The organism is Catellatospora bangladeshensis, from assembly GCF_016862575.1.
GTDB classification, from domain to species: Bacteria; Actinomycetota; Actinomycetes; order Mycobacteriales; family Micromonosporaceae; genus Catellatospora; species Catellatospora bangladeshensis.
On sequence record NZ_BONF01000016.1, the window covers coordinates 182,415 to 202,705 of the forward strand.

A 20,291-nucleotide genomic window follows, 5' to 3' on the forward strand; every position below is an offset into this window, starting at 1 on the left:
CGCGGTGGAGCTGGGACGGGAGCGGGTGTGCCACAGCCAGAGGCCGACCAAGCGCCGGAGGCGGCCAGGCGAAGAAATCTCTAACTGTTCACGGATTGCGCCGGTACTGCGCGGCCGAGCCCTTCGTCGCCGGGTCCTCGTACGCCCCGGCCCGGCCGCGATCGACGTGCCAGCTGGTGAGGGTGCTGACCGCCGCGTTCGGGTTGGACCGGTCGGCGACGACGCGCAGCCGGGTGGTCCACCGCTGCGGGGTGACCTCGTAGAGGTCGTAGCCGTACCGGTTGCCCTCGAAGTACTGCAGGTGCGGGTTGGCCTGCCCGAGCCGCGGCCCGTTGGCCGCGTTCCAGCTCGCCGAGTAGCCCGACGACGTGGTCGAGTGCGCCACGAACTCGGTGCCGATGACGGGCGCGGCCAGGTTGTCGAAGTCGGGCCGCACGTCCTGCACGAACGCGCTGTGCCAGTCGCCGGTGATGGTGACGAAGTCCGTGATGCCCTGCTGCTGCGCGTAGGTGAGCAGCTCGGTGCGCTCGGCCCGGAAGCCGTCCCACTGGTCGGTGAACATATACCCGCCGTCGGGATTGCGCTGCTGGCTCAGGAAGATCGAGTTCACCCAGCAGTGCCAGCCGCCCGAGCGCTGGCTGATCCGGTCCTTGACCCACTGATTCTGCGCCGCGCCGAGGATGGTGCCGCCGGTGACGTTCTGCTCCGAGCGGTGCTGGCGCAGGTCCAGGATGACCAGCTCCAGCAGGTCGCCCCAGCGCCGGTGCCGGTGGATGCGCGGGTCGGGCAGGGCCGTGTCGGAGCCCTCCAGCCGCAGCGGCAGGTGCTCGTACCAGCCCTGATACGCCGCCGAGCGGCGGGCCACGAAGGTCGCCGCGCCGCGCGAGCCGGAGTAGTCGTTGACGACCTCGTGGTCGTCCCAGGTCAGGTAGAACGGGTGCGCGGCATGCAGGTCGCGCAGCAGCGGATCGCCCTTGTAGAGCGCGTGCAGCCGCCGGTAGTCGCTCAGCGTGTACGCCGTGCCCAGCTCGGAGCCCTCGTACACGTAGTCGCCGAGATGCACCACGAAGTCGAGGTTGGCGTCGGCGGCCAGGTCGCGCATGCCCGGATACTCGCCGGACTGGTAGTGCTGGCAGTTCAGCGACGCGAAGCGGACCAGGCTCACCGGCCCGGTCGGCGCGGTCTTGGTCCGGCCCACGCGGCTGTGCTGGCCCAGCGCCCGGAACCGGTAGTGGTAGCGCCGACCGGGCGTCAGCCCGTCGACGACCACGCGCACGCTGTGCCCCAGCAGCACCGACGCGGCCACCGAACCCGACGCGACCACCTGGGTCATCGCAGCGTCGGTGGCCACGCTCCAGTCCACCTGCACGATGTCCGGCAGCGGCTGCGCGGCCGCGAGCGGGTCGGGCGCGAGCCGGGTCCACAGCACCACGCTGGTCGGCAGCGGATCGCCCGAGCCGACGCCCAGGGTGAACGGCGCCGGGTCCCAGCTCGCGCCGAGCGCCGCCGCCGCGGCGTAGGCGGCGTCCGGGCCGAGTCCGTGGGTGAGCGGCCAGGCCGCGGCGAGCGCGCCGGCACCGGCGGCGGCCTGGAGCAGGGCACGGCGGCGTACGGCCATCAGGCACCTCCGGGAGTGACGGTGAGGGACAGGGAGTCGGCGTAGCCGTCGTTGGAGGTGCCGCCGGACCGCGTGAACAGCAGCTCGGCCTGGGCGGTGCGGCTGCCCACGGGCACGGTGCCGCTCGCGCTGCGCGACAGCAAGCCCGTGGTGTTGCCGCGCTGCGCCGCGGTCACCGGGCCGAGCACCACCGTGGCCAGCGTCTGCCCGGCCGCGTTGCGGAACGCCACGGACAGCTGGGCGGTGTCGTTCTGGTCGGCGTATCCACCCAGCCAGGCCGCCACGTCGTAGCGGGCCGTGCCGGTGTCGATCGCGGCCGGGTCCGGCAGCGTCACGCTCTGCCCGATCCTGCTGCGCGCCGCCGTGCCGCCGCCGAGGAGGTTCGCTCCCCGGTCGGCCGGTCCGGGGCTGGCGGAGTTCGGATAACCGCTGGTCCCGTACGCGATGACGGCCGCGCCGCCCTCCAGCTGGGTCCAGCCGGGGATGCTCGCCGTCGGTCCGCCCGTGCCACCCGGCCCGGCGTCGCCGCCCGGGTTGGCCAGCAGGTTCACGCCGGCCGTGGACAGGGTCAGCCACAGGCTGTCCGCGTAGCCGTCGTTGGAGGTGCCGCCGTCGCGGGTGAACAGCAGCAGCACCCGCGCGGTCCGGCTGCCCGGCGGCACGGTGCCGGTCTGGGCACGCCGCAGCAGGCCGGTGGTGCTCCCGCGCTCGGTCGCGGTCACCGGGCCGAGCACCACCACGCCCAGCGGCCGGGCCGCCGCGTCGAGGAACTCGACCGACAACCGCGCGCCGTCGTCCTGGCCCGCGTACCCGCCCAGCCAGCCGCCCACGTCGAACCGGGCCGTGCCCGCGTCGATCTGCGCCGTCAGCGGCAGCGTGATCTGCTGTGTCAGCCGGGTGCGCGGCGACTCGCCGCCGCCGAGGAAGTTCGCCCCCCGATCGGCCGGTCCGGGGCTGGCCGAGGTCGGATAACCGCTCGCGCCGTACGCGACGACGGCCGCCGTGCCCTCGATCGCCGTCCAGCCGGGGATGACGGGGGTGGGCTGCCCCGTGCCGCCGCCGGTGGCGTCGCCGCCCGGGTTGACGATCAGGTTCGCTGTCTGCATCACGCCTCCTGCGGATCGCAGAGCAGCGTGCGGGCGCCCCCTGTCGCGGCGGCGACGCGCGGATGGCGGGCGCGTGAAGCCGGGACGGCCACTGCTCGGCGGCCCGCGCATCGGGTCGGCTACGCGGGGGTGCGCCGTCGGCAGCGTACGCCCATCGATATACATCAGTCGAGGCTCCATCCGATATGGACGGAGCCTCGACTAATTCGGAGCTGTTCAGAAGCCTCGGAACACGTCGCGCAGCAGGTCCAGGTCGGCCGCGCCCGACGTCTCGACGGAGGACGGGGTGTGCTCCGGCGACAGCCGGCCGACCAGCAGGCGCAGCCACGCCTCGGCGGGCAGCCGCAGCACGCCGTCGGGCTTGGCGGGCGGGTCGGTCAGCTCGACCTTCTCCGGCGACAGGCGCAGCCCGTAGACCGCGTCCGGGCCGGTGGTCTCGACGCGCAGCACAGCCGAGCGGTCGCCGAGCCGGTCGGTCTTGGCCATCCAGCCGAGCATGCCGGGGGTGATGGTGTTCAGCAGCGGCACCGCCTCGGGCGCCAGGGCCGCCGCCGGGTCGGCGCCGACGCGCACGTCCCAGGAGTGGAAGGCGTACTCGCTCAGCCGGAACCCGGCCGCCGTGGCCACGTCGACGGGCGCCGGGAGGAAGCCCATGTCGATGCGCAGCTCCCGCCGCGTCTGCGCGTCGAACGACTCGTACCGCTCCAGCAGCTTGTCGTTGGCGGCCTCGAAGCCCTCGGCGCGGTCGGCCGGGGCCATGGCGTTCCAGCGCGCCCATACCCCCTGGTTGAAGTCGGAACCGGCGTTGGGCTTGCCCTCCAGCGACAGGTCCAGCGCGGCCAGATGGATCTCGGCGCCGCTGCCCAGGTGGCTCAGCACCTGCGACACGTCCCAGTCCGCCGCGCCCGACGGGCCGGTCAGCTCCTTCTCGCCGTAGCCGCGTACCGCGGCGGCCAGTTCGTCGTGACCGGACCGCAGCGCGGCGATGACGGCGTCAGCGGAGTTGCTCATGAACGGTTCTCCTCGTGTACTCGGTCGTCGCCGGAGGTCAACCCGGCTCACCGGGCGGGCATTCCGGGTGCCGCGCCGGTCTCGGTCCACCGTGTCCGCCCGGCGGCCTACGATCGCCGCATGCGAGCCGAACTGCAGTGTGTCGTGCTGGACTGCCCCGAGCCGAAGGGACTCGCCGAGTTCTACCGGCGGCTGCTGGGCGGCGAGGTGGACCGGCCGGACCGGCGCTGGTCGCTGGACGCGGACTGGTCGACGCTGCACACGCCGTCCGGCCTGGTGCTCGCGTTCCAGCGGGTCGCGGACCACCGCGCGCCGCGCTGGCCGGACCCGGCGCACCCGCAGCAGTTCCACCTCGACTTCGGCGTACCCGATCTGGACGCCGCGGAAACGGAGGTGCTCGCGGCCGGGGCCACCCTCCTCGACGCGGGCTCCCACGGCTGGCGCGTCTACGCCGACCCCGCCGGCCACCCCTTCTGCCTCGTCCGCCACTGACCGCCCTGTCGTGCGGTGCCGTGCCGTGCGGTGCCTTGATCATCCGACTTGCCTGGCAGGCGGGCGTATCTTGACGCGGCTTTCGCCCATCTGCCAGGCAAGTCGGATGATCAAGGGGCCACGGGACGCAGGCCACGGGTCGGGCCGCAAGCGGTGAGCGGGGTCAGCGGGTGACCGCTGCGGCGAGGGTGCGGAGGAGGTCGGCGAGGTGGCGGGCGTCGGCGGGGGAGAGGCGGCTGAGCGCCTCGCGCTGGACCTGGAGGCCGACGGCGACGGCCCGGTCGATCAGCTCCCGCCCGGCGGGGGTGAGCTGGGCGCGCAGCGAGCGGCGGTCGGCCGGATCGGGGGTGCGCGCGATCAGCCCGGCCCGCTCCAGCTTGTCCAGCCGCCCGGTCATGCCGCCCGTGGTCAGCATCAGCGTGTCCGACAGCTGCTTGGGCGAGAGGTTGTACGGCTCCCCGGAGCGCCGCAGCGTGGCCAGCACGTCGAACTCGCCGCGTCCGATTCCGAGCCGCTGGTAGGCGGCCTCCATGCGGTCGCCGATGGCGGCGGCGACGCGGTAGACGCGGCCGAACACCTCCATCGGCAGCAGGTCGTCGAGGTCGGGGCGCTGCTCGCGCCACTGTTCGATGATCGCGTCCACGCCGTCGTTGGCCATGGCGGCATGATACCTTGACGAAAACTAGCGTAGTGGTAAGTTATCAGTAAGCTAGTTGTCGGTGAGGGGAGCGGGGCCATGACGTACACAGCCGAGTTCGGCGAGGTCAGCGGGGAGCTGCACCGGTCCGGCGAGGTGGAGCAGGCGGTGATGAGCTCCGGCTCGGTCGGCCGCTTCCTCGCCCCGGGCAGCGCCACCCGGGGCCGGTTCGGGCTCTACGAGTGGCGCATGCCGGCCCGCGCGGGCGGGGCGTCGGCGCACTTCCACCGCACCTTCTCCGAGTCGTTCTACGTCGTGTCCGGCACCGTGCGCCTCTACGACGGCGCGCGCTGGATCGACGGGCGGCCCGGGGACTTCCTGCACGTGCCCGAGGGCGGCGTGCACGGCTTCGGCAACGAGAGCGACGCCGAGGCGTCGATGCTCATCCTGTTCGCACCCGGCATCCCGCGCGAGACCTACTTCCGCGAGCTGGCCGAGATCTCCGCCACCGGACGGCAGCTGTCCGAGGAGGAGTGGACCGACCTGTTCGCCCGCCATGATCAGTACCGTGCCTGAAGGAGCCCCTGTGACGACGTACGCCGACATGTGGTTCGACCCGAAGTGCCCCTGGGCCTGGAACACCTCCCGCTGGTTGCTGGAGGTGGAGCGGGTGCGCGACGTGCGGGTCCGCTTCCACGTGATGAGCCTGTGGCTGCTCAACCGCGACCGCGAGGTCGACGCCTGGTATCGCGGCTGGCTGGCCGACACCCTCGGCCCGGTCCGGGTGGTCACCGCCGTGCGGCAGAAGTTCGGCGACGAGGTGGTGCGCGACCTCTACACCGCGCTCGGCGACCGCATCCACGGCGAGAAGACCCCGATCGGCCCCGGCCTGTACACCGCCGCCCTGGCCGCCCTCGGCCTGCCCACGGACCTGGCGGGCGCCGCCGACGTCGCCGACCACGACGAGGCGCTGCGCGAGAGCCACGAGGCGGGCCTGCGCCCCGTCGGCGAGGACCTCGGCACCCCGGCCATCCACATCCCCGGCCCGGACGGCACCGTCAACGCCTTCTTCGGCCCCGTCGTCACCCCCGTGCCCCGAGGCGAGGCGGCCGGCCGCCTCTGGGACGGCGTCCTGCTCGTCTCCGGCACCCCCGGCTTCTACGAACTCAAGCGCGGCAACCGCCCCCGCCCCCAGACCGACTGACAGCGACGGGCGCCCTCGCCAGAGGGCGCCCGTTCCTGTCAGTAGTCCTCGTCGTCGTCGAAGGGCTCGTAGTCGGGGGTGCGGCTGAGGTCGATGGTGTCGTCGGCGGAGGCGACGAAGTCCTCCAGCTCCTCGTCGTCGAGGAACGACGGGTCGCCGGTTCCGGCGTGCTGCGGTTCGCTCACGGTACGGCCCTGCACTTTCACGGTCAGTGAACAGTGATGACGATTCGATTAGAGACCTGTACGGCCGCCGGGGCGGGATGACACACCGGCGGGCAGCTGTCAGCCGGCCGGGGCGGAGACCTCGCGGTCGACGGTGTTCAGCTCGCCGATGTGGGCCAGGATCACGTCGTCGGCGTCGCGCGCCAGGTTCTTGACCCGCTCGTCGTAGCCGTAGTTCAGCTCCAGGTCGATGCCGTTGTAGAGCTGTCCCTGCTGCTCGATCTGCTTGGTGATCCACAGCTGGTCGAACGCGTCCCCGGCCGGCGCGGCCGCCAGCACCTTCAGCTGGTCCTGCTCCGGGCCGTCGAGCTGGTCGGTCAGGGGCACCTTGAGCTGCTGCGCCAGCGTTCTCAGCTCGGCGTCGAGGCGGGTGTGGTCGTCCACGAAGGTCTGGCCGAGGCGGCGTACGTCCTCGTTGGTGCCGCGCTGGGCGGCCAGCTTGCCCGCGGCGATCGCGTAGAGATTGCCCTGATGGGTGGCGATCAGGTACGACACGTCGCGCGGGGACGGGGCCGCCGCGGCGGGCGCGGCCCAGGCGAGCGCGAGCAGCGCCGCCAGCGCCCCCGCCAGTGCGCGCAGTGCGCTCATGTTCCGGTGCTTGTCCGCCATCATGCGCCTCCTCGGGCCCAGGTGGCGGCCGCGCCGCGAAACCGGCCGGCACGCGCCGCCTGCGGCAGGTGTGTTACCCCCGATCGCCCCGCGGCATTCGCGTGTCGCGCGGCGACCACGAAATTTCACCTACTTCGCGGTAACTGCCGGTTTCGGGTGCCCGGCCGCGCCGGGTGGGGAAACCTGGACCGGGAGGTCACAGCAAAGGGGGAACGATGACCGAGCAGAACAAGGGCCGCCGGACGGGTGCGACGGGCGGCATCGCCGTCGCGACCGAGCAGGACATCGCCGCGATGAGCGCCGTCCAGCTACGCGGCTGGCTGACCGAGCACGGCGTCACCGGCGTCTCGGGCATGCGCAAGGAGGAGCTGGTCAAGACGGCCGTGAAGACGCTGCGCTCGGAGCAGAGCGGCGCCACGGGGACCGCGTCGCGCAAGATCGCCGCCGAGCCCGGCGCCACCGCGAAGAAGAGCACCATCAGCGGCACGACCGCCGCCGGGTCCGGTACGGCCGCGCGCCCGGCCAAGAGCGTCAGCGGTACGGCGCAGCCGCGCGCGGAATCGATCCCGGAGACCGGCGAGGACGTCATCGACCTGCTGCTGTCCCACCACGACCAGATCAAGATGATGTTCGGCGAGATGGGCCGGCTGCGCGGCGAGCACCGGCAGGAGATCTGGGCGCAGCTGTGCCGCCTCCTGGTCATCCACGAGAGCATCGAGCAGCAGCTCGTGCACCCGCTGGCGCAGCGGCGGCTGCCCGACGGCGACGAGGTGATCGCGGCCCGGCTCGACGAGGAGCAGCGGGCCACCCAGGAGCTCGCCGAGCTGTGGGACATGGGCGTCGACGACCCGCGCTTCGCGGAGCGGTTCGCGGTGCTGCGCGACGACGTCACCGAGCACGCCGAGCTGGAGGAGGCCGAGGAGTTCGGCTGGCTGCGCGAGAACGTGCCGCCGGACCAGCTGATGGGCCTGGCGGCGGCGGCACGCGCGGCGGACCGGATCGTGCCGCCCGGTGACATGCGCTCGGCCGAGCCGCTGCGTATCGCCGACCGGGTGCGTGACGCGCTGCGCAGCGCCGGCGGCGGCGCGTCCTGACCGGCGCAGCACAGAGGGGCCGTGCCCGGCGGGCGCGGCCCCTCTTCGTGCCCACGCCAAGTCATTGACATTCTTAAGTAAAGAGGCTTGTCTGTTTCTGACAACGTTGTCTCCGTCCCCCGAGGAGAACAGGCATGTCCCGTCCCCGACGCTCGCTCGCGCTGCTCACCGCCGTCGGCCTCGTCACCGCGGCGGTCGCCGTGGGCCTCGCCGCTCCCGCGCACGCGGCCGACCTCAACCTCACCCCGCACGTCAACCCGTTCATCGGCACCGACGACAGCAACTCGCCCAACCCGGTGCCCGGCGGCGCCGGCGGCAGCACGGTCCCCGGCCCGGTGCTGCCGTTCGGCATGGTGCAGTTCAGCCCGGACACGCCGACCGCCTCGCCGTCGGGCTACCGCTACGCCGACACGCAGATCCAGGAGTTCAGCCTCACCCACTTCAACGGGGCGGGCTGCTCGAACAACGAGGACCTCGGCATCCTGCCGATCACCGGCGCGCTGGGCAGCTCACCCGGCACGGCCTGGACCAACTACCAGGCCACGCAGGTCAAGGGCAGTGAGGTGGCGCAGGCGGGCTACTACAAGGCGGTGCTGTCGACGTACGGCAACACCGTCGCGGAGCTGACCGCGACCACCCGCACCGGGCAGCTGCGGTTGACCTACCCGGCCACCACCAGCGCCCGGGTGCTCATCAACACGAGCCGCAGCGCGACCGGCAGCCGCAGCGGCTCGATCTCCATCAGCGGCGCCAACGTCACCGGCCAGGTCACCGCGGGCGGCTTCTGCGGCTCGTCGAAGACCTACCAGATCTACTTCGCGATGCTCTTCGATCGCAGCCCGACCGGGGTCGGCACCTGGAACGGCGGCACGATCTCGGCCGGGTCGACCGGCACCAGCGGGGTCAACACCGGCGGCTACCTGACCTTCGACACCAGCTCCAACGCGGTGGTGCAGGTCAAGACGGCGATCTCGTTCGTGAGCGTGGCAAACGCGCAGGCCAATCTGACCGCGGAGAATCCCGGCTGGGACTTCACCGGCGTACGCAACGCGGCGAACAGCGCCTGGAACAGCATCCTGAACCGGGTGCAGGCCACCGGCGGCAGCGCCACCGACCTGCAGAAGTTCTACACGGCGCTCTACCACGTGCTGCAGAACCCGAACATCGCCAGCGACGTCAACGGGCAGTACCGCGGCTTCGACAACGCGGTGCACACCGCGCCGCACCCGGTGTACCAGAACTACTCCGGCTGGGACATCTACCGCTCGTGGGCCTCGCTGGTCGCGCTGATCGCGCCCGCCGAGGCGAGCGACATCGCGAAGTCCATGGTGCTCGACGGCCAGCAGGGCGGCCTGCTGCCCAAGTGGTCGCAGCAGAACCAGGAGGACTTCATCATGTCCGGCGACCCGGGCCCGATCGTGGTCGCCAGCCTGTACGCGTTCGGCGCGCGCTCGTTCGACACCGCCGCCGCGCTGGCCCTGATGCACGCCAGCTCGAACGGCGGCACCGCTCAGGGCAGCGCCATCCGCGGCCGCCAGGGCGAGTACGTCAGCCAGCACTTCATCGACGAGGACCCGTCCGACTCGCTGGAGTACTCGGCGTCCGACTTCGCCGTGGCGCAGTTCGCGCAGGCGCTGGGGGACTCGGCGAAGTACAGCACCTACATGCAGCGGGCGCAGTGGTGGGCGAACGTGTTCAGCCCCGAGTCGCAGTACATCCACCGGCGCAACGCCGACAACAGCTGGACCTGGCCGCTGGTCCCGGCGAGCAGCTCCGGCTACATCGAGGGCAACGCCTCGCAGTACACCTGGATGGTCACCTACAACTTCGCGAGCCTGATCGCGCTGATGGGCGGCCCGCAGACGGCGGCGCAGCGGCTGGACCACCACTTCACGCAGCTCAACGGCGGCCTGACCCAGCCCTACTTCTACATCGGCAACGAGCCCGAGCACGGCGTGCCGTGGGCCTACCACTACGCGCAGAAGCCCGCGGGCACCAGCGCGGCGGTGCGCCGGGTGATGAACGAGTCGTTCACCAGCGGCTCGGGCGGCCTGCCCGGCAACGACGACCTGGGCGCCACCAGCGCCTGGTACGTCTGGGCGGCGCTGGGCATGTACCCGCCCACCCCGGGCGCGGACGTGCTGGCGCTGCACGGGCCGCTGTTCCCGTCGATCCTGATCCAGCGCGCGGCGGGCAACATCCAGATCAACGCCACCGGCGCGGGCCCGTCCGCCCAGTACGTGCAGTCGTTCGCCCGCAACGGCACCGCGACCAGCCGCAACTGGCTGCGCTACCCGGACCTCGCGGCCGGGGCGACGCTGAGCTACACGATGGGGTCGAGCCCCAGCTCGTGGGGCACCGGCGCGGCGGACGTGCCACCGTCGTACAACGACGGCTGGACCGCGCCCGCCGCCGCGCCGAACCTCGGCACCAACCTGGCCGCGGGCAAGGCGGCGACCGGGTCGGCCGCCTGCGGCACGGCCGAGTCGGCGGACAAGGCCGTCGACGGCTCGCTGTCCAACAACAGCAAGTTCTGCACCAGCGCGGCGACCAAGTTCCTCCAGGTCGACCTCGGCGGCAACCAGAACGTCACCTCGTTCGTGGTCAAGCACGCGGCGCTGGGCGGGGAGTCCAGCGGCTGGAACACCGGCGCGTTCAACATCCAGACCAGCACCGACGGCAGCACCTGGATCACGCGCGCGTCGGTCTCGGGCAACCGCACCAGCCGCACCTACCACCCGATCGCCGCGGCGACGGCCCGCTACCTGCGGCTGAACATCACCACCCCGGCCAACGACGGCAACACCGCCGCCCGGATCTACGAGTTCGAGGCGTACGGCGGCACCGCCGGCCCGGTCAACGCCGCGGTCGGCAAGGCGGCCACCGCCGACTCGTCCTGCAACGCGAACGAGAGCCCGGCGAAGGCGGTCAACGGCAGCTGGACCGGCGGCACCACCGACAAGTGGTGCTCGCTGGGCGCGAGCAAGTGGTGGCAGGTCGACCTGGGCACGAGCTTGCCGATCAGCTCGGTCACGGTGCGCCACGCCGGGGCGGGCGGCGAGAACACCGCCTGGAACACCCGCGACTTCACGCTCCAGGTGTCCGCCAACGGCACGAGCTGGACCACGGTCGCCACCATCACCGGCAACACGGCGAGCACCACCACGCACCCGATCTCCGCGAGCGCGCGCTACGTGCGCCTCAACATCAGCGCCCCGACCTCGACCACGGACGCCGCGGCGCGTATCTACGAGGTGGAGGTGTACTCCTGAGCAGCTGACGCGGGGCCGGCCAAGACAGCCGGCCCCGCTTTGCTCTGCACACGAATACGCACCGCCGACGTGTCGCGTATTTGTGTGCAGAGCAAAGGCGCCAGGCTAGAGCGACCGGAGGCGGCGGCCGGCGACCAGGTGGCGCTGACGGGTCTCGGTCAGCGTGCCGTCCAGGCAGGCCCAGTCCGGCTGGGAGACGTGCAGCGCCTGCTGCGGCGTGCCGGTGCAGATGCCGACGTGATAGACGTCGCCGGTCGCGTCGTTCTGGAAGACCGGCAGGTCGCCGGGGGCCAGGTCGGCCACCTCGACGTGCTCGCCGACCAGCGCCTGGTCGTCGGCGTCGCGCGGCAGCGGGTGGCCGAAGCGCCGGTAGATCAGGTGGGTCAGCCCGGAGCAGTCCAGGGTCAGCCCGTGCGAGCCGCCGGCCAGGTACATCAGCCCGAGGAACAGCCGGCCCGCGGTGATGAGCTGCTCGGCGGTGGGCAGCGACCCGCCCGTCGCGTACGCGGTGACCTGCTTGTCGGCCAGCCACCCGGTGCCGCCGCCGGGCAGGCCCACCTCGACGTGGCCGTCGCGGCGCCCGAGCGCGGGCAGCACCGTGGCGAAGCTGACGTCGTCGGCCAGCACCGTCCCGCCGGGGGCGTCGCGCAGCTCGGCCACCTGCTCGGTGACGACCACCCGGTCGGCCGTGGCCGGGGCCGGCGCGGCGAGCTGGGCCAGCGGGACCCAGCCGGGGTAGCCGCGCGGGTCCTTGCGCGAGGGCTGCCACGGCGCGGTGACCCGCGCCCAGCCGTCGCGGGTCTCGTGCACCGTCACCGGCTCGCCGAGCAGCAGCTGGGTCTCCAGCCGGCCCCACAGCTGGCGGCGCTCGTCGGGGCCCTGCGCGGCGGCCCACTCGCGCAGCCGCGAGGGCGCCGCCAGCAGGGGCGCGTCGAGCGGGCGCACGGCCTCCGGGGACGTCCACAGCCCGGCGACGGACACGGCGACGGACAGGTGTTGCGTCTGCTCGCGCATTGCAGCTTCCCTCGTAGAAAAGAATCGCTTGGCGCAGAGCCTACAAAAAGTTTTCTCCGCTGCACCCTCCGGGAGCATGCGCGGCATTCACGCGCAGAGTTCACGTGGATTCACACGATCCGTGAGCTGTCCACTCTGGACCGTGATAATCGTGAATGTTAACGTGCCCTCAGCCGATCGATCGATTCGATTGGCTCGTAACATTTCTGAAACAAAGAGGGGAGGTGACCCGCATGCTCAGCTTCTCCGGCCAGATCGGCACCACGGCGACCGGCGGCCTGACCGTCACCGTCGCGCCCGGCGCCTCCACCACCTGCGGCGGCGGCAACTGCTGCTGCACCAGCTGCTGCTCGTGGTAGGCGGCACACCCATCCCGACCCCAGTAGGGAGGACCGAGATGCTCAGCTTCTCCGGCCAGATCGGCACCACCGCGACGGGCGGCCTGATGGTCACCGTCGCCCCGGGCGCCTCCACCACCTGCGGCGGCGGCAACTGCTGCTGCTCCAGCTGCTGTTCCTGGTGACCCGGTAACCGCCGGTCACCCCGCCTGACGCATCGGAGAGCCATGCCGTATCGCCGCAGCAGGGAAGAAGTCGAGGAAGCGCTCAAGGACCACGACTACCTGCGGGCGGTCGGCGGCTTCGCGATGCAGCACACGATCGTCTCGATCTATTCGTCGTCCACGGTCGTCCGGACTCCGGACTCGGTGGTGCGGGGCCGCTGGGCGGCCGGGGATGACGCGTTCGCGGGTGAGGAGCTGCTGCTCAACTACCGCACGGACAGCACCCGGATGGGCTTCCAGCTCGGCATCGGCCGGTTCTTCGAGCCCGACGCGGTCCTCTCGTCGTGCCATGCGGACCTGGAGGAGGACCACCGCGGCACCATCGCGCTGCCCGACCCGAAGCCGATCCGCACCGGGCTGACCGCCGCGGTGACCGAGCGGCGCAGCACCCGCGTCTTCACCGGCGAGCCGGTGAGCATGGCGGACCTGTCCGCGCTGCTGTTCCACGGCCAGGGCACCTCCGGCAGCCTGCCCTACGGCAACCCGGCCGACCCGCACGGCGTCATCCGGCTGCGCAACGCGCCGTCCGGCGGCGGGCTCTACCCCATCTCGCTGTACGTGCACGCGTTCAACGTGGCCGGGCTCGCGCCGGGGGCGTACGAGTTCCTGCCGCACGCGCACGCGCTGGCGCCGGTGCCGCCGCACCCGGACCTGGACCCGGCGGCCGTGCTGCGCTCGCCGGACCTGGACGTCACGCGAACCGGCTTCGTGCTGACCTTCGTCTACCGGCTGCTGCACAACTCCCGCAAGTACGGCGACAGCGGCGTCGTGTTCGGGCTGATCGAGGTGGGCGCGATCCTGCAGAACCTGCACCTGGCCCGCACCGCCCTGGGCCTGGCCGGCACCGACCAGGGCGGCTACGACAAGCAGACCATCGAGAAGATGCTCGACCTGGACGGGCTGACCAGCCATGTCGTCCACGTGACCATGGTCGGGCAGGGGGAGTAGCGGTGAGCGACGGTTACCTGCTGGCGGCCACGGCGCGCCTGATCGAGGACGCCGCCGGGCGGTTCCGCATCCGCACCGGGGTGTGGAACTTCGAGGAGGCGGTGATCGACGTCAGCGGCGAGTCGCCCGCGGTGGCCGCCACCGTGCGCGCGGCGCTGCGGGCCGCGGCCGCCGGGCCGGTGCGCCTGGCCGAGCACCTCGACCCCGGCCTGCTGCCGATCGAGTCGGCCAACATCGAGCAGCTGTTCGGTCAGCTCGCCCAGGCGGGGCTGTTCGTCTCGCCGCGCGACCGCGACGCCCAGGACGCGGTGACCGCCGCGCTGCTGGGCCGCACGTCCTCGCCGTACCCGGGCGCCGAGGGCCCGCCCGCCGGGGAGGTGGCCTTCCTGACCGACTCGCCCGGCGCGTCTGCGCAGGCGGCGCACCTGGCCGAGGGGATGCGCCTGAAGCTGGTGCCGCTCGCCGGCGATCTCGTCGCCAAGCTCGGGACCGTCGATCTGACCTCGCGCATCGACGGCCTGGTGACCGAGCAGGCGCTGGCCGACCTCACCCCGGCCCTGAGCGGGTACGCCGCGCTGGTGACGGTGCTGCGCCGGCCGTCGCTGCCGCTGCTGCGCAACCTGAACCGGGTCGTCGAGAACCGCGACCTGCCCTGGGTGTGCGCGTTCCTGGACGGGCCGTTCGTCACCGTGGCCGGGCTCAAGTCGCCGCACACCGGCTGCTTCGAGTGCTTCGAGCAGCGGGCGCTGGCCCGCCTCGAAGACCACGTGTCCTACCACGACTTCGCCCGCTCGCCGCTGGGCGAGGTCGCCGCGACCGCGGCCGACGCGCCGCTGATGAGCCTGCTCACCACGCTCGCGGTGACCGAGGGCTACCTGCACGCCGCCGTCGGGGTGTCCCGGATGTCGGGCCGGGTGCTCAGCGTGCACCTGCCCACCTTCGAGATCCAGGCGCAGGACCTGCTGCGCATGCCCGCCTGCCCGGCCTGCGGCAAGGTGTCCCGGCAGCGGGTCAAGGAGATCAACTTCAACAGCCGGGCGGCCGTGGACCGCATCGTCGCCGGGGTGCTGCGGTGAGCGCGCTGACGCACTACCCGCCGATGCCGCGGCTGCTGCGCCGCTACCGCCACCTGGGCGCGAACCAGTCCGGGGTGATGCCGGGCTTCTTCGTCTCGGTGGCCGACATCCCGGGCGAGCCGCGCATGCGGGCGATGACCGCGACCATGCCGCACTACCACCGCCTGATCATGGACGACCCGCACCTGCAGGTGCAGTACCACCTCAGTGGATACGGCCTCTACCAGGAAGAGGCCATGATCAAGATGATGGGGGAGAGCGTCGAGCGGTACGGCGCGATGGTCGCCATCCGGCTGTTCGACCAGGACTTCCGGTACGCCGCGCGGCGCGAGCTGGCCCAGGAGGGGCCGTGCCTGCCGCTGGAATACCTCGGCATCCTCGACCCGGCCCAGCAGACGCTGCTCGCCTCCAAGCTGCACCGCTACACCGACCGGCCGCCCACCGAGGACGACGTCATCGCCTGGGTGAAGTGCCCGTCGCTGACCCGGCCCGGCGAGGACCTGTGGGTGCCCGCGCAGCTGTTCTTCCTCGGCTTCACCACCTCCGCCGAGCACGGCGACCGGCTGTTCACCCCGTCGTTCTCCACCGGCACCGCCGCCCACGTCAGCCTGGCGAACGCGCTGCGCAACGCGCTGATCGAGGCGGTGCAGATCGACTCGTTCATCCTCAACTGGTACACCCCGCACCCCGCGCCGCAGGTCGTCGTCGACGACGAGGACGCGCTGCGGGTGCTGGACCAGATGCGGCTCGGCCCCGACTCCGACTACCGGGTGCGGCCGATCTACCTGACCCGGCCGGACCTGCCGCTGCCCACCATCGGCGTCTACATGGACCGCAAGGCCGACGTGCTGCCGATGCTCACCTTCGGGGTGCAGGGCGACGCCGACCCGCGCGCGGCCCTGCTGCGCGGCGCCATGGAGAGCGCCGCGATCCTCGGGCTGGGCATGTACAGCGCCATCTTCGACACCGCCGCCGTGCACGCGGCCACCAACACCTCGCCCTACCTCGACCTCGACTCCAACGTGCTGTTCTACGCCTCGCCGCAGGACGCGCAGCGCAAGCGCGCCATCGTCGACCGGCGGTTCAGCGGCTCGGTCAAGATGTCCGAGATCCCGGCGCTGGCCGGAGACACGCTGGAGTCGCTGATCGCGATGGTGGCCGGGGTCAGCGAGTGGGCCACCTACCTCGACATCACGCCGCCGGAGCTGGCCGGCACCGACTGGAAGGTGGTGCGCGTGCTCATCCCCGAGCTGCTGAGCATGTGCCTGCCCGGACTGCCGCCCAAGGCCCACCCCCGGATGCTCGCGCACGGCGGAGTCACCGATGAACACCCGCACCCACTTCCTTAGCGTGCTGGTGCTGCTGTGCACCGCGTTCCCGGCGCAGGCGTTCCGGCTCAGCCTGGCCGGGCTGCTCGGCGGCGCGACCGTGCGGGTACGCCGCCTCGACCCCGCGGTCGCCGGGCAGCTGCTGTTCGCCGCCGCGCTGCTCGCGATGGCCGGGCTCGCCGCCGCGCTGGCCCCGGTGAGCTGGACCTTCGCGTCGCCTGACGGGTGGCGCTGGTACGCCGTCGCGGCCGGCTTCGGGGTGCTGGCCCCGTTCCTGGAGTGGGCCGCCGGGGCGGTCGTGCTGCTGGTCCGTCACCGCCGGCTGCCCGGCCTGGCCGTGCACCGGCTCGCCGGGCCCGGCTCCACCCTGGTGGTGCTCGCCGCGCTCGGCGTCGCCGTGGCCGAGGAGGTCGTGTTCCGGGGCGTCGGGCTGCACCTGCTCGACGGCGTGCTTGGCTGGCCCGCCTGGGCCGCCGTCGCGCTGACCGCGCTCGTTTACGGGCTCAACCACCTCTACTTCGGCGCGGTCACGGTCGGCCAGAAGACGCTGACCGGCCTCGGCTTCGGCGCGCTGTTCCTGCTCGGCGGCGGCAACGTCCTGGTGCCGCTGCTCGCGCACGCCGTGCAGAACGTAGTGGTGCTGACCGCGCTGCCCCGGCGGGTGAGCGCGTGAGCTTGGTACGGGACTCCGGGATGAACTGGGACGCCTACCTCTTCGCCGCCGTCGCCATCGGGGCGACCGCGCTGTGGCTGGCCCTGTACCGGCTGCCGTTCCGGAAGGCGCGGACGCGGCAGCGGGTGCGCCTTGCGGTGGCGAGCCGCACCGGGCTGCCCGGCCGGTACGTCTTCCCGATCCTCGGCACCGTGATCTACCTGGCCCTCGGGATCGCCGCCGCGGCGGCGGTCATGGCCTTCGGCGGTCTCGACCTGCTCGACCTGCTCGCCTGGCCGATCACCGCCGAGGGGGTCGGGCTGCTCGTGCTGTCCGCCGTCGGGGCGAGCGCGCTCACCGCGTTCGCCATGTCCGTCCTGTACGCCGTCCGCCCCACCGTCGACGTGCCCGGCGCGGTCACCGGCGTGCGCTGGGTGCAGGAGATCCTCGCCCTGCCCCGGGGCTGGCGCTACGCCGTGCCCGCGATCAGCGCCGCGGTGGAGGAGTTCTTCTTCCGGGGCGTGTTCCTCGGCGGGCTGCTCGCGGCCGGTGCGCCCGTGTGGGCGGCCGTCGTGGTCAGCGGCGCCGTGTTCGCCGCCGGGCAGGTGCTGCTCACCGAGTCCGCGCTGCAGGCGGCCGTGCTCGCGCTGTCCAGCGTGGTGCTCGCCGTGGTGTGCGGGCTGCTGACGGCGATCGAGGGCAGCGTCCTTCCGGCGATCCTGGTCCACGCCTCGTTCGCCGGTTACTACACCCAGACCAGTGCGCGCCGGGCCGCTCCCGCCCCGGCCGCCGTACCCCGGTGAGGAGGCCGACCACCGTGTCCCAGGAGGAGCAACCGTTCGTCGACGCCCGCGGCGTCACCGTCCGCTACGGTGACCTGACCGCGGTCGACGGCGCCGGCCTGTGCGCCGCCCGCGGCCAGGTCGTCGGGCTCATCGGCCCGAACGGCGCGGGCAAGACCTCGCTGCTGGAGTGCATCGAGGGCATCCGGACCCCGGCCGCGGGCGTCATCCGCGTCGGCGGCTTCGACCCCGCCGCCGACCGCACCCGGATGACCCGCATCGCGGGCGTACAGCTGCAGCAGCTGTCCTACCCGCCGCGCGCCACCGTCGAGGAGATGTGCCGGGTCTTCGCGTCGTTCTACCCCGACCCGGCCGACCACGGCGTGCTGCTGGAACGGTTCGGCCTGGCGGGCGAGCGCCGCAAGCAGGCCGTGAAGCTGTCCGGCGGGCAGCAGCAGCGGCTGTCCCTGGTGCTGGCCCTGCTGAACGACCCGCAGGTGGTGTTCCTCGACGAGCTGACCAACGGGCTCGACCCGGCGGCCCGGCGGCTGGTCTGGGACGAGCTGCGCCGCCGCAACGACGACGGCCTGACCGTGGTGCTCACCTCCCACCACATGGAGGAGGTCGAGTACCTCTGCGACCGGGTGAACGTGCTCGTCGCCGGGCGCATCGCCGCCTCCGGCACGCCCGCGGAGCTGATCCGCGACCACGCCGGGCAGACCGCGCGGCTGGTGCTGGACGGCCGGGGCGGCGACCGCGAGCTGCGCGCCGCGCTGACCGGGCTCGGTGACGGGGTCGAGGTCCGCCCGGCCGGGGGGCGGCTGCTGGTCGACGTACGCCCGGATCGCCGGGGTGACGTCGACAAGGCGCTGTCGGCCGCGGACTGCACCCCCCGGGAGCTGCCGCCGTCGCTGGAGGACGTCTACCTCAACCTCACCGGCCAGGCTGCCGCCCCGGCCGCCGACGAAGCGGAGAACGCGCATGTTTCCTAGCGTGCTGGCCTTCGAGTCCAAGCGCATGCTGCGCAACTTCCCGCCGATGTTCTTCGGGCTCGCGTTCCCGGTGCTGGTGCTGGTCATCTTCGGCGGCATCTACGGCAACGAGCCCGACGACCTGTGGGGCGGGCTGGGCACGGTGGACGTGTCGGTGCCCGCCTACATCGGGCTGGTGCTGGCCGTCGCGGGGCTGATGAGCTTCCCGCTGGGCATGGTCGAGCACCGGGCGCGCGGCTTCCTGCGCCGGCTGCGGGCCACCCCGGCCCGGCCCGCCGCGTTCCTCAGCGCGCAGCTCGTGGTCAACATCGTGATCGTGGTGCTGGGCGTCGGGCTGCTGCTGGCCACCGGGTTCGTCGCGTTCGGGCTGCACGCGCCGAAGCACCCGTGGGCGTTCGCCGGGATCGCGCTGCTGTCCGGGGCGGCCATGTTCGGGCTGGGGCTGCTCATCGCGTCGGTCGCGCGCACCGAGCAGGCCGCGCTGGCCATCGCGAACCTGGTGTACTTCCCGATGATCTTCCTGACCGGGGCGACGGTGCCGCTGGAGCTGATGCCGGACGGCATGCGGCGGATCAGCGAGGCGCTGCCGCTGACGTACGCCATCGACGCGCTGCAGTGGGCGTGGCTGGACACGGGCGACTCGATCGGGGTCGCGCTGGCCGTGCTGGGCGGGACCGTCGCGGTCTGCGCGGCGGGAGCGGCCTGGCTGTTCCGGTGGGAGTGAGCCTCTCCGTGCAGGCCACCGCCTATGCCGCGGCGGCCTGCCGGGCGGCCGAGACCCGGTCGGCCCGGCCCCGCCTGGTCGATCCGCTCGCCGCCCTGTTCACCCCCGACGGTGTTGCCGCACCGGTCGCCTCCCTCGCCGACGCGGGGCGGGAGGAGGTCGTCGGGCGCACCGTCCTCATCGACACGATGCTGGTGGAGACGCTGGCCCGGCGTCCCGGCGCGGCAGTGGTCAACCTCGGTGCCGGCTACTGCACCCGCCCGTACCGGCTGGAGCTGCCCTGCCGTGAGGTGGTCGAAGCCGACGATCCGGCGCTGCTCGCACTGAAGGAGCAGGTTCTGCGCGGGCAGACCCCACGCTGCCCGGTGCGCCGGGTCGGGCTGGACGTGCGCGACCCGACCGCGCTGACGGCGCTGCTCGCCTCGGCCGGCGATGGCGGTGCGGTCGTGGTCGTGACCGAAGGGCTGCTCGTCTACCTCGCCTCCGAACAGGTCCGCACGCTGGCGGGAGTGCTCGCGGGTGTTTCCGGCGTGGTCGGCTGGCTGGCCGACATCGTCGGCGCGGACTCGGCCCGGCAGATGGCGGCTGTCGCACAGCGGGTCCCCGGCGGGCTGGCCCTGCACGGCCTCGACTCGCTCGACCCGCTGGAGCGGCCCGGTTGGCGGGTCGCCGCGTATCGCGCCCTGCCGGTCGCCCGGCCGCGCTACGGCCCTGGCCCGGCTGCCGCGAGCCGGACGGTGGTCGACGGTGTCCTCAGCCTGGAGAAAGCCGAGCCCTGATCCGGCAATCGCGAGTCTGCAGATCGCCGGGCTCCGATCAGGCGATCGCGAGCCTCGTCGGGGTGAATCTTGTGCACTTTGTGCTGTCCAGACGACATCAAACGCACAAGATCTACACTTCGCCCGGCGGGGCGGGGCGGGCCCGCGCCCATGCACCAGCGGCTCGG

Annotated in this window: 22 protein-coding genes; 15 read left to right on the forward strand and 7 right to left on the reverse strand. The window is 72.6% G+C overall.

Features of this window, described 5'->3' with window-relative positions:
- Positions 1–88: 88 nt before the first annotated feature.
- The 3 genes from Cba03nite_RS15810 to Cba03nite_RS15820 form a co-directional block, all read right to left on the reverse strand.
- Positions 89–1,618 (reverse strand): alkaline phosphatase D family protein, encoded by a 1,530-nt coding sequence (locus tag Cba03nite_RS15810; protein ID WP_203746448.1) that lies wholly within the window; start codon positions 1,616–1,618, stop codon positions 89–91.
- Positions 1,618–2,724 (reverse strand): hypothetical protein, encoded by a 1,107-nt coding sequence (locus Cba03nite_RS15815; protein WP_239125771.1) that lies wholly within the window; start codon positions 2,722–2,724, stop codon positions 1,618–1,620. Before Cba03nite_RS15815 ends, Cba03nite_RS15810 begins: the two co-directional genes overlap by 1 nt.
- A gap of 216 nt (positions 2,725–2,940) precedes the next feature.
- On the reverse strand, positions 2,941–3,735 hold the full coding sequence (locus Cba03nite_RS15820) for a maleylpyruvate isomerase family mycothiol-dependent enzyme (RefSeq protein ID WP_203746451.1): 795 nt from the start codon (positions 3,733–3,735) through the stop codon (positions 2,941–2,943).
- Between the two features lie 120 nt (positions 3,736–3,855).
- Between Cba03nite_RS15820 and Cba03nite_RS15825 the strand changes: the two genes are divergently transcribed.
- Positions 3,856–4,227 carry a VOC family protein gene (locus Cba03nite_RS15825; protein WP_203746453.1) on the forward strand — a complete coding sequence of 124 codons (372 nt, stop codon included), beginning with the start codon at positions 3,856–3,858 and terminating at the stop codon, positions 4,225–4,227.
- Between the two features lie 163 nt (positions 4,228–4,390).
- Here Cba03nite_RS15825 and Cba03nite_RS15830 read toward each other — a convergent pair whose 3' ends face one another.
- Positions 4,391–4,885 (reverse strand): MarR family winged helix-turn-helix transcriptional regulator, encoded by a 495-nt coding sequence (locus Cba03nite_RS15830; protein WP_203746455.1) that lies wholly within the window; start codon positions 4,883–4,885, stop codon positions 4,391–4,393.
- Between the two features lie 78 nt (positions 4,886–4,963).
- Between Cba03nite_RS15830 and Cba03nite_RS15835 the strand changes: the two genes are divergently transcribed.
- A complete protein-coding gene (locus tag Cba03nite_RS15835) occupies positions 4,964–5,440 on the forward strand; it encodes a cupin domain-containing protein (RefSeq protein ID WP_203746456.1) in 477 nt (158 codons plus the stop codon).
- A 28-nt stretch (positions 5,441–5,468) separates the two neighbouring features.
- Positions 5,469–6,068: a mycothiol-dependent nitroreductase Rv2466c family protein gene (locus Cba03nite_RS15840; RefSeq protein ID WP_275411592.1), complete on the forward strand. Its 600-nt coding sequence runs from the start codon at positions 5,469–5,471 to the stop codon at positions 6,066–6,068.
- 38 nt (positions 6,069–6,106) lie between these two features.
- Here Cba03nite_RS15840 and Cba03nite_RS15845 read toward each other — a convergent pair whose 3' ends face one another.
- Positions 6,107–6,253 (reverse strand): hypothetical protein, encoded by a 147-nt coding sequence (locus tag Cba03nite_RS15845; protein WP_203746458.1) that lies wholly within the window; start codon positions 6,251–6,253, stop codon positions 6,107–6,109.
- Between the two features lie 99 nt (positions 6,254–6,352).
- On the reverse strand, positions 6,353–6,880 hold the full coding sequence (locus tag Cba03nite_RS15850) for a DUF4142 domain-containing protein (protein ID WP_203746459.1): 528 nt from the start codon (positions 6,878–6,880) through the stop codon (positions 6,353–6,355).
- A 236-nt stretch (positions 6,881–7,116) separates the two neighbouring features.
- Here Cba03nite_RS15850 and Cba03nite_RS15855 point away from each other — a divergent pair, with 236 nt between their 5' ends.
- Positions 7,117–7,995: a hemerythrin domain-containing protein gene (locus tag Cba03nite_RS15855; RefSeq protein WP_203746460.1), complete on the forward strand. Its 879-nt coding sequence runs from the start codon at positions 7,117–7,119 to the stop codon at positions 7,993–7,995.
- Between the two features lie 134 nt (positions 7,996–8,129).
- The gene (locus tag Cba03nite_RS15860) at positions 8,130–11,267 is read left to right on the forward strand and encodes a GH92 family glycosyl hydrolase (protein ID WP_203746461.1); all 3,138 of its coding nucleotides are present in this window, start codon (positions 8,130–8,132) and stop codon (positions 11,265–11,267) included.
- 105 nt (positions 11,268–11,372) lie between these two features.
- Here the strand turns inward: Cba03nite_RS15860 and Cba03nite_RS15865 are convergent, their stop codons facing one another.
- Entirely contained in the window at positions 11,373–12,281 is a 909-nt protein-coding gene (locus Cba03nite_RS15865) for a C40 family peptidase (protein ID WP_203746463.1), read from the reverse strand.
- 224 nt (positions 12,282–12,505) lie between these two features.
- On the opposite strand from Cba03nite_RS15865, the gene Cba03nite_RS40320 reads away from it, so the two are divergent.
- From Cba03nite_RS40320 to Cba03nite_RS15905, 10 genes are read left to right on the forward strand one after another with little or no spacing between them, the layout of a single operon-like run.
- Positions 12,506–12,640: a hypothetical protein gene (locus tag Cba03nite_RS40320; RefSeq protein ID WP_275411589.1), complete on the forward strand. Its 135-nt coding sequence runs from the start codon at positions 12,506–12,508 to the stop codon at positions 12,638–12,640.
- Positions 12,641–12,678: 38 nt separating this feature from the next.
- Positions 12,679–12,804: a hypothetical protein gene (locus tag Cba03nite_RS40325; protein WP_275411590.1), complete on the forward strand. Its 126-nt coding sequence runs from the start codon at positions 12,679–12,681 to the stop codon at positions 12,802–12,804.
- Positions 12,805–12,846: 42 nt separating this feature from the next.
- A complete protein-coding gene (locus Cba03nite_RS15870) occupies positions 12,847–13,791 on the forward strand; it encodes a SagB family peptide dehydrogenase (RefSeq protein ID WP_203746465.1) in 945 nt (314 codons plus the stop codon).
- Between the two features lie 2 nt (positions 13,792–13,793).
- On the forward strand, positions 13,794–14,867 hold the full coding sequence (locus tag Cba03nite_RS15875) for a TOMM precursor leader peptide-binding protein (protein ID WP_203746467.1): 1,074 nt from the start codon (positions 13,794–13,796) through the stop codon (positions 14,865–14,867).
- Entirely contained in the window at positions 14,864–16,216 is a 1,353-nt protein-coding gene (locus Cba03nite_RS15880; RefSeq protein WP_203746469.1) for a YcaO-like family protein, read from the forward strand. The genes Cba03nite_RS15875 and Cba03nite_RS15880 overlap by 4 nt, the downstream gene beginning before the upstream one ends.
- Positions 16,191–16,868, forward strand: a complete 678-nt coding sequence (locus Cba03nite_RS15885; protein ID WP_203746471.1) for a CPBP family intramembrane glutamic endopeptidase — start codon at positions 16,191–16,193, stop codon at positions 16,866–16,868. The genes Cba03nite_RS15880 and Cba03nite_RS15885 overlap by 26 nt, the downstream gene beginning before the upstream one ends.
- Positions 16,865–17,650, forward strand: coding sequence for a CPBP family intramembrane glutamic endopeptidase (locus Cba03nite_RS15890; RefSeq protein WP_203746473.1), 786 nt, complete (start codon positions 16,865–16,867; stop codon positions 17,648–17,650). Before Cba03nite_RS15885 ends, Cba03nite_RS15890 begins: the two co-directional genes overlap by 4 nt.
- Positions 17,651–17,664: 14 nt before the next feature.
- Positions 17,665–18,621 carry an ABC transporter ATP-binding protein gene (locus tag Cba03nite_RS15895; protein WP_203746475.1) on the forward strand — a complete coding sequence of 319 codons (957 nt, stop codon included), beginning with the start codon at positions 17,665–17,667 and terminating at the stop codon, positions 18,619–18,621.
- Complete coding sequence (locus Cba03nite_RS15900) at positions 18,611–19,345, forward strand: ABC transporter permease (RefSeq protein ID WP_203746477.1); 735 nt, start codon at positions 18,611–18,613, stop codon at positions 19,343–19,345. The genes Cba03nite_RS15895 and Cba03nite_RS15900 overlap by 11 nt, the downstream gene beginning before the upstream one ends.
- Entirely contained in the window at positions 19,336–20,124 is a 789-nt protein-coding gene (locus Cba03nite_RS15905) for a class I SAM-dependent methyltransferase (protein ID WP_203746479.1), read from the forward strand. Before Cba03nite_RS15900 ends, Cba03nite_RS15905 begins: the two co-directional genes overlap by 10 nt.
- Positions 20,125–20,291 lie beyond the last annotated feature (167 nt).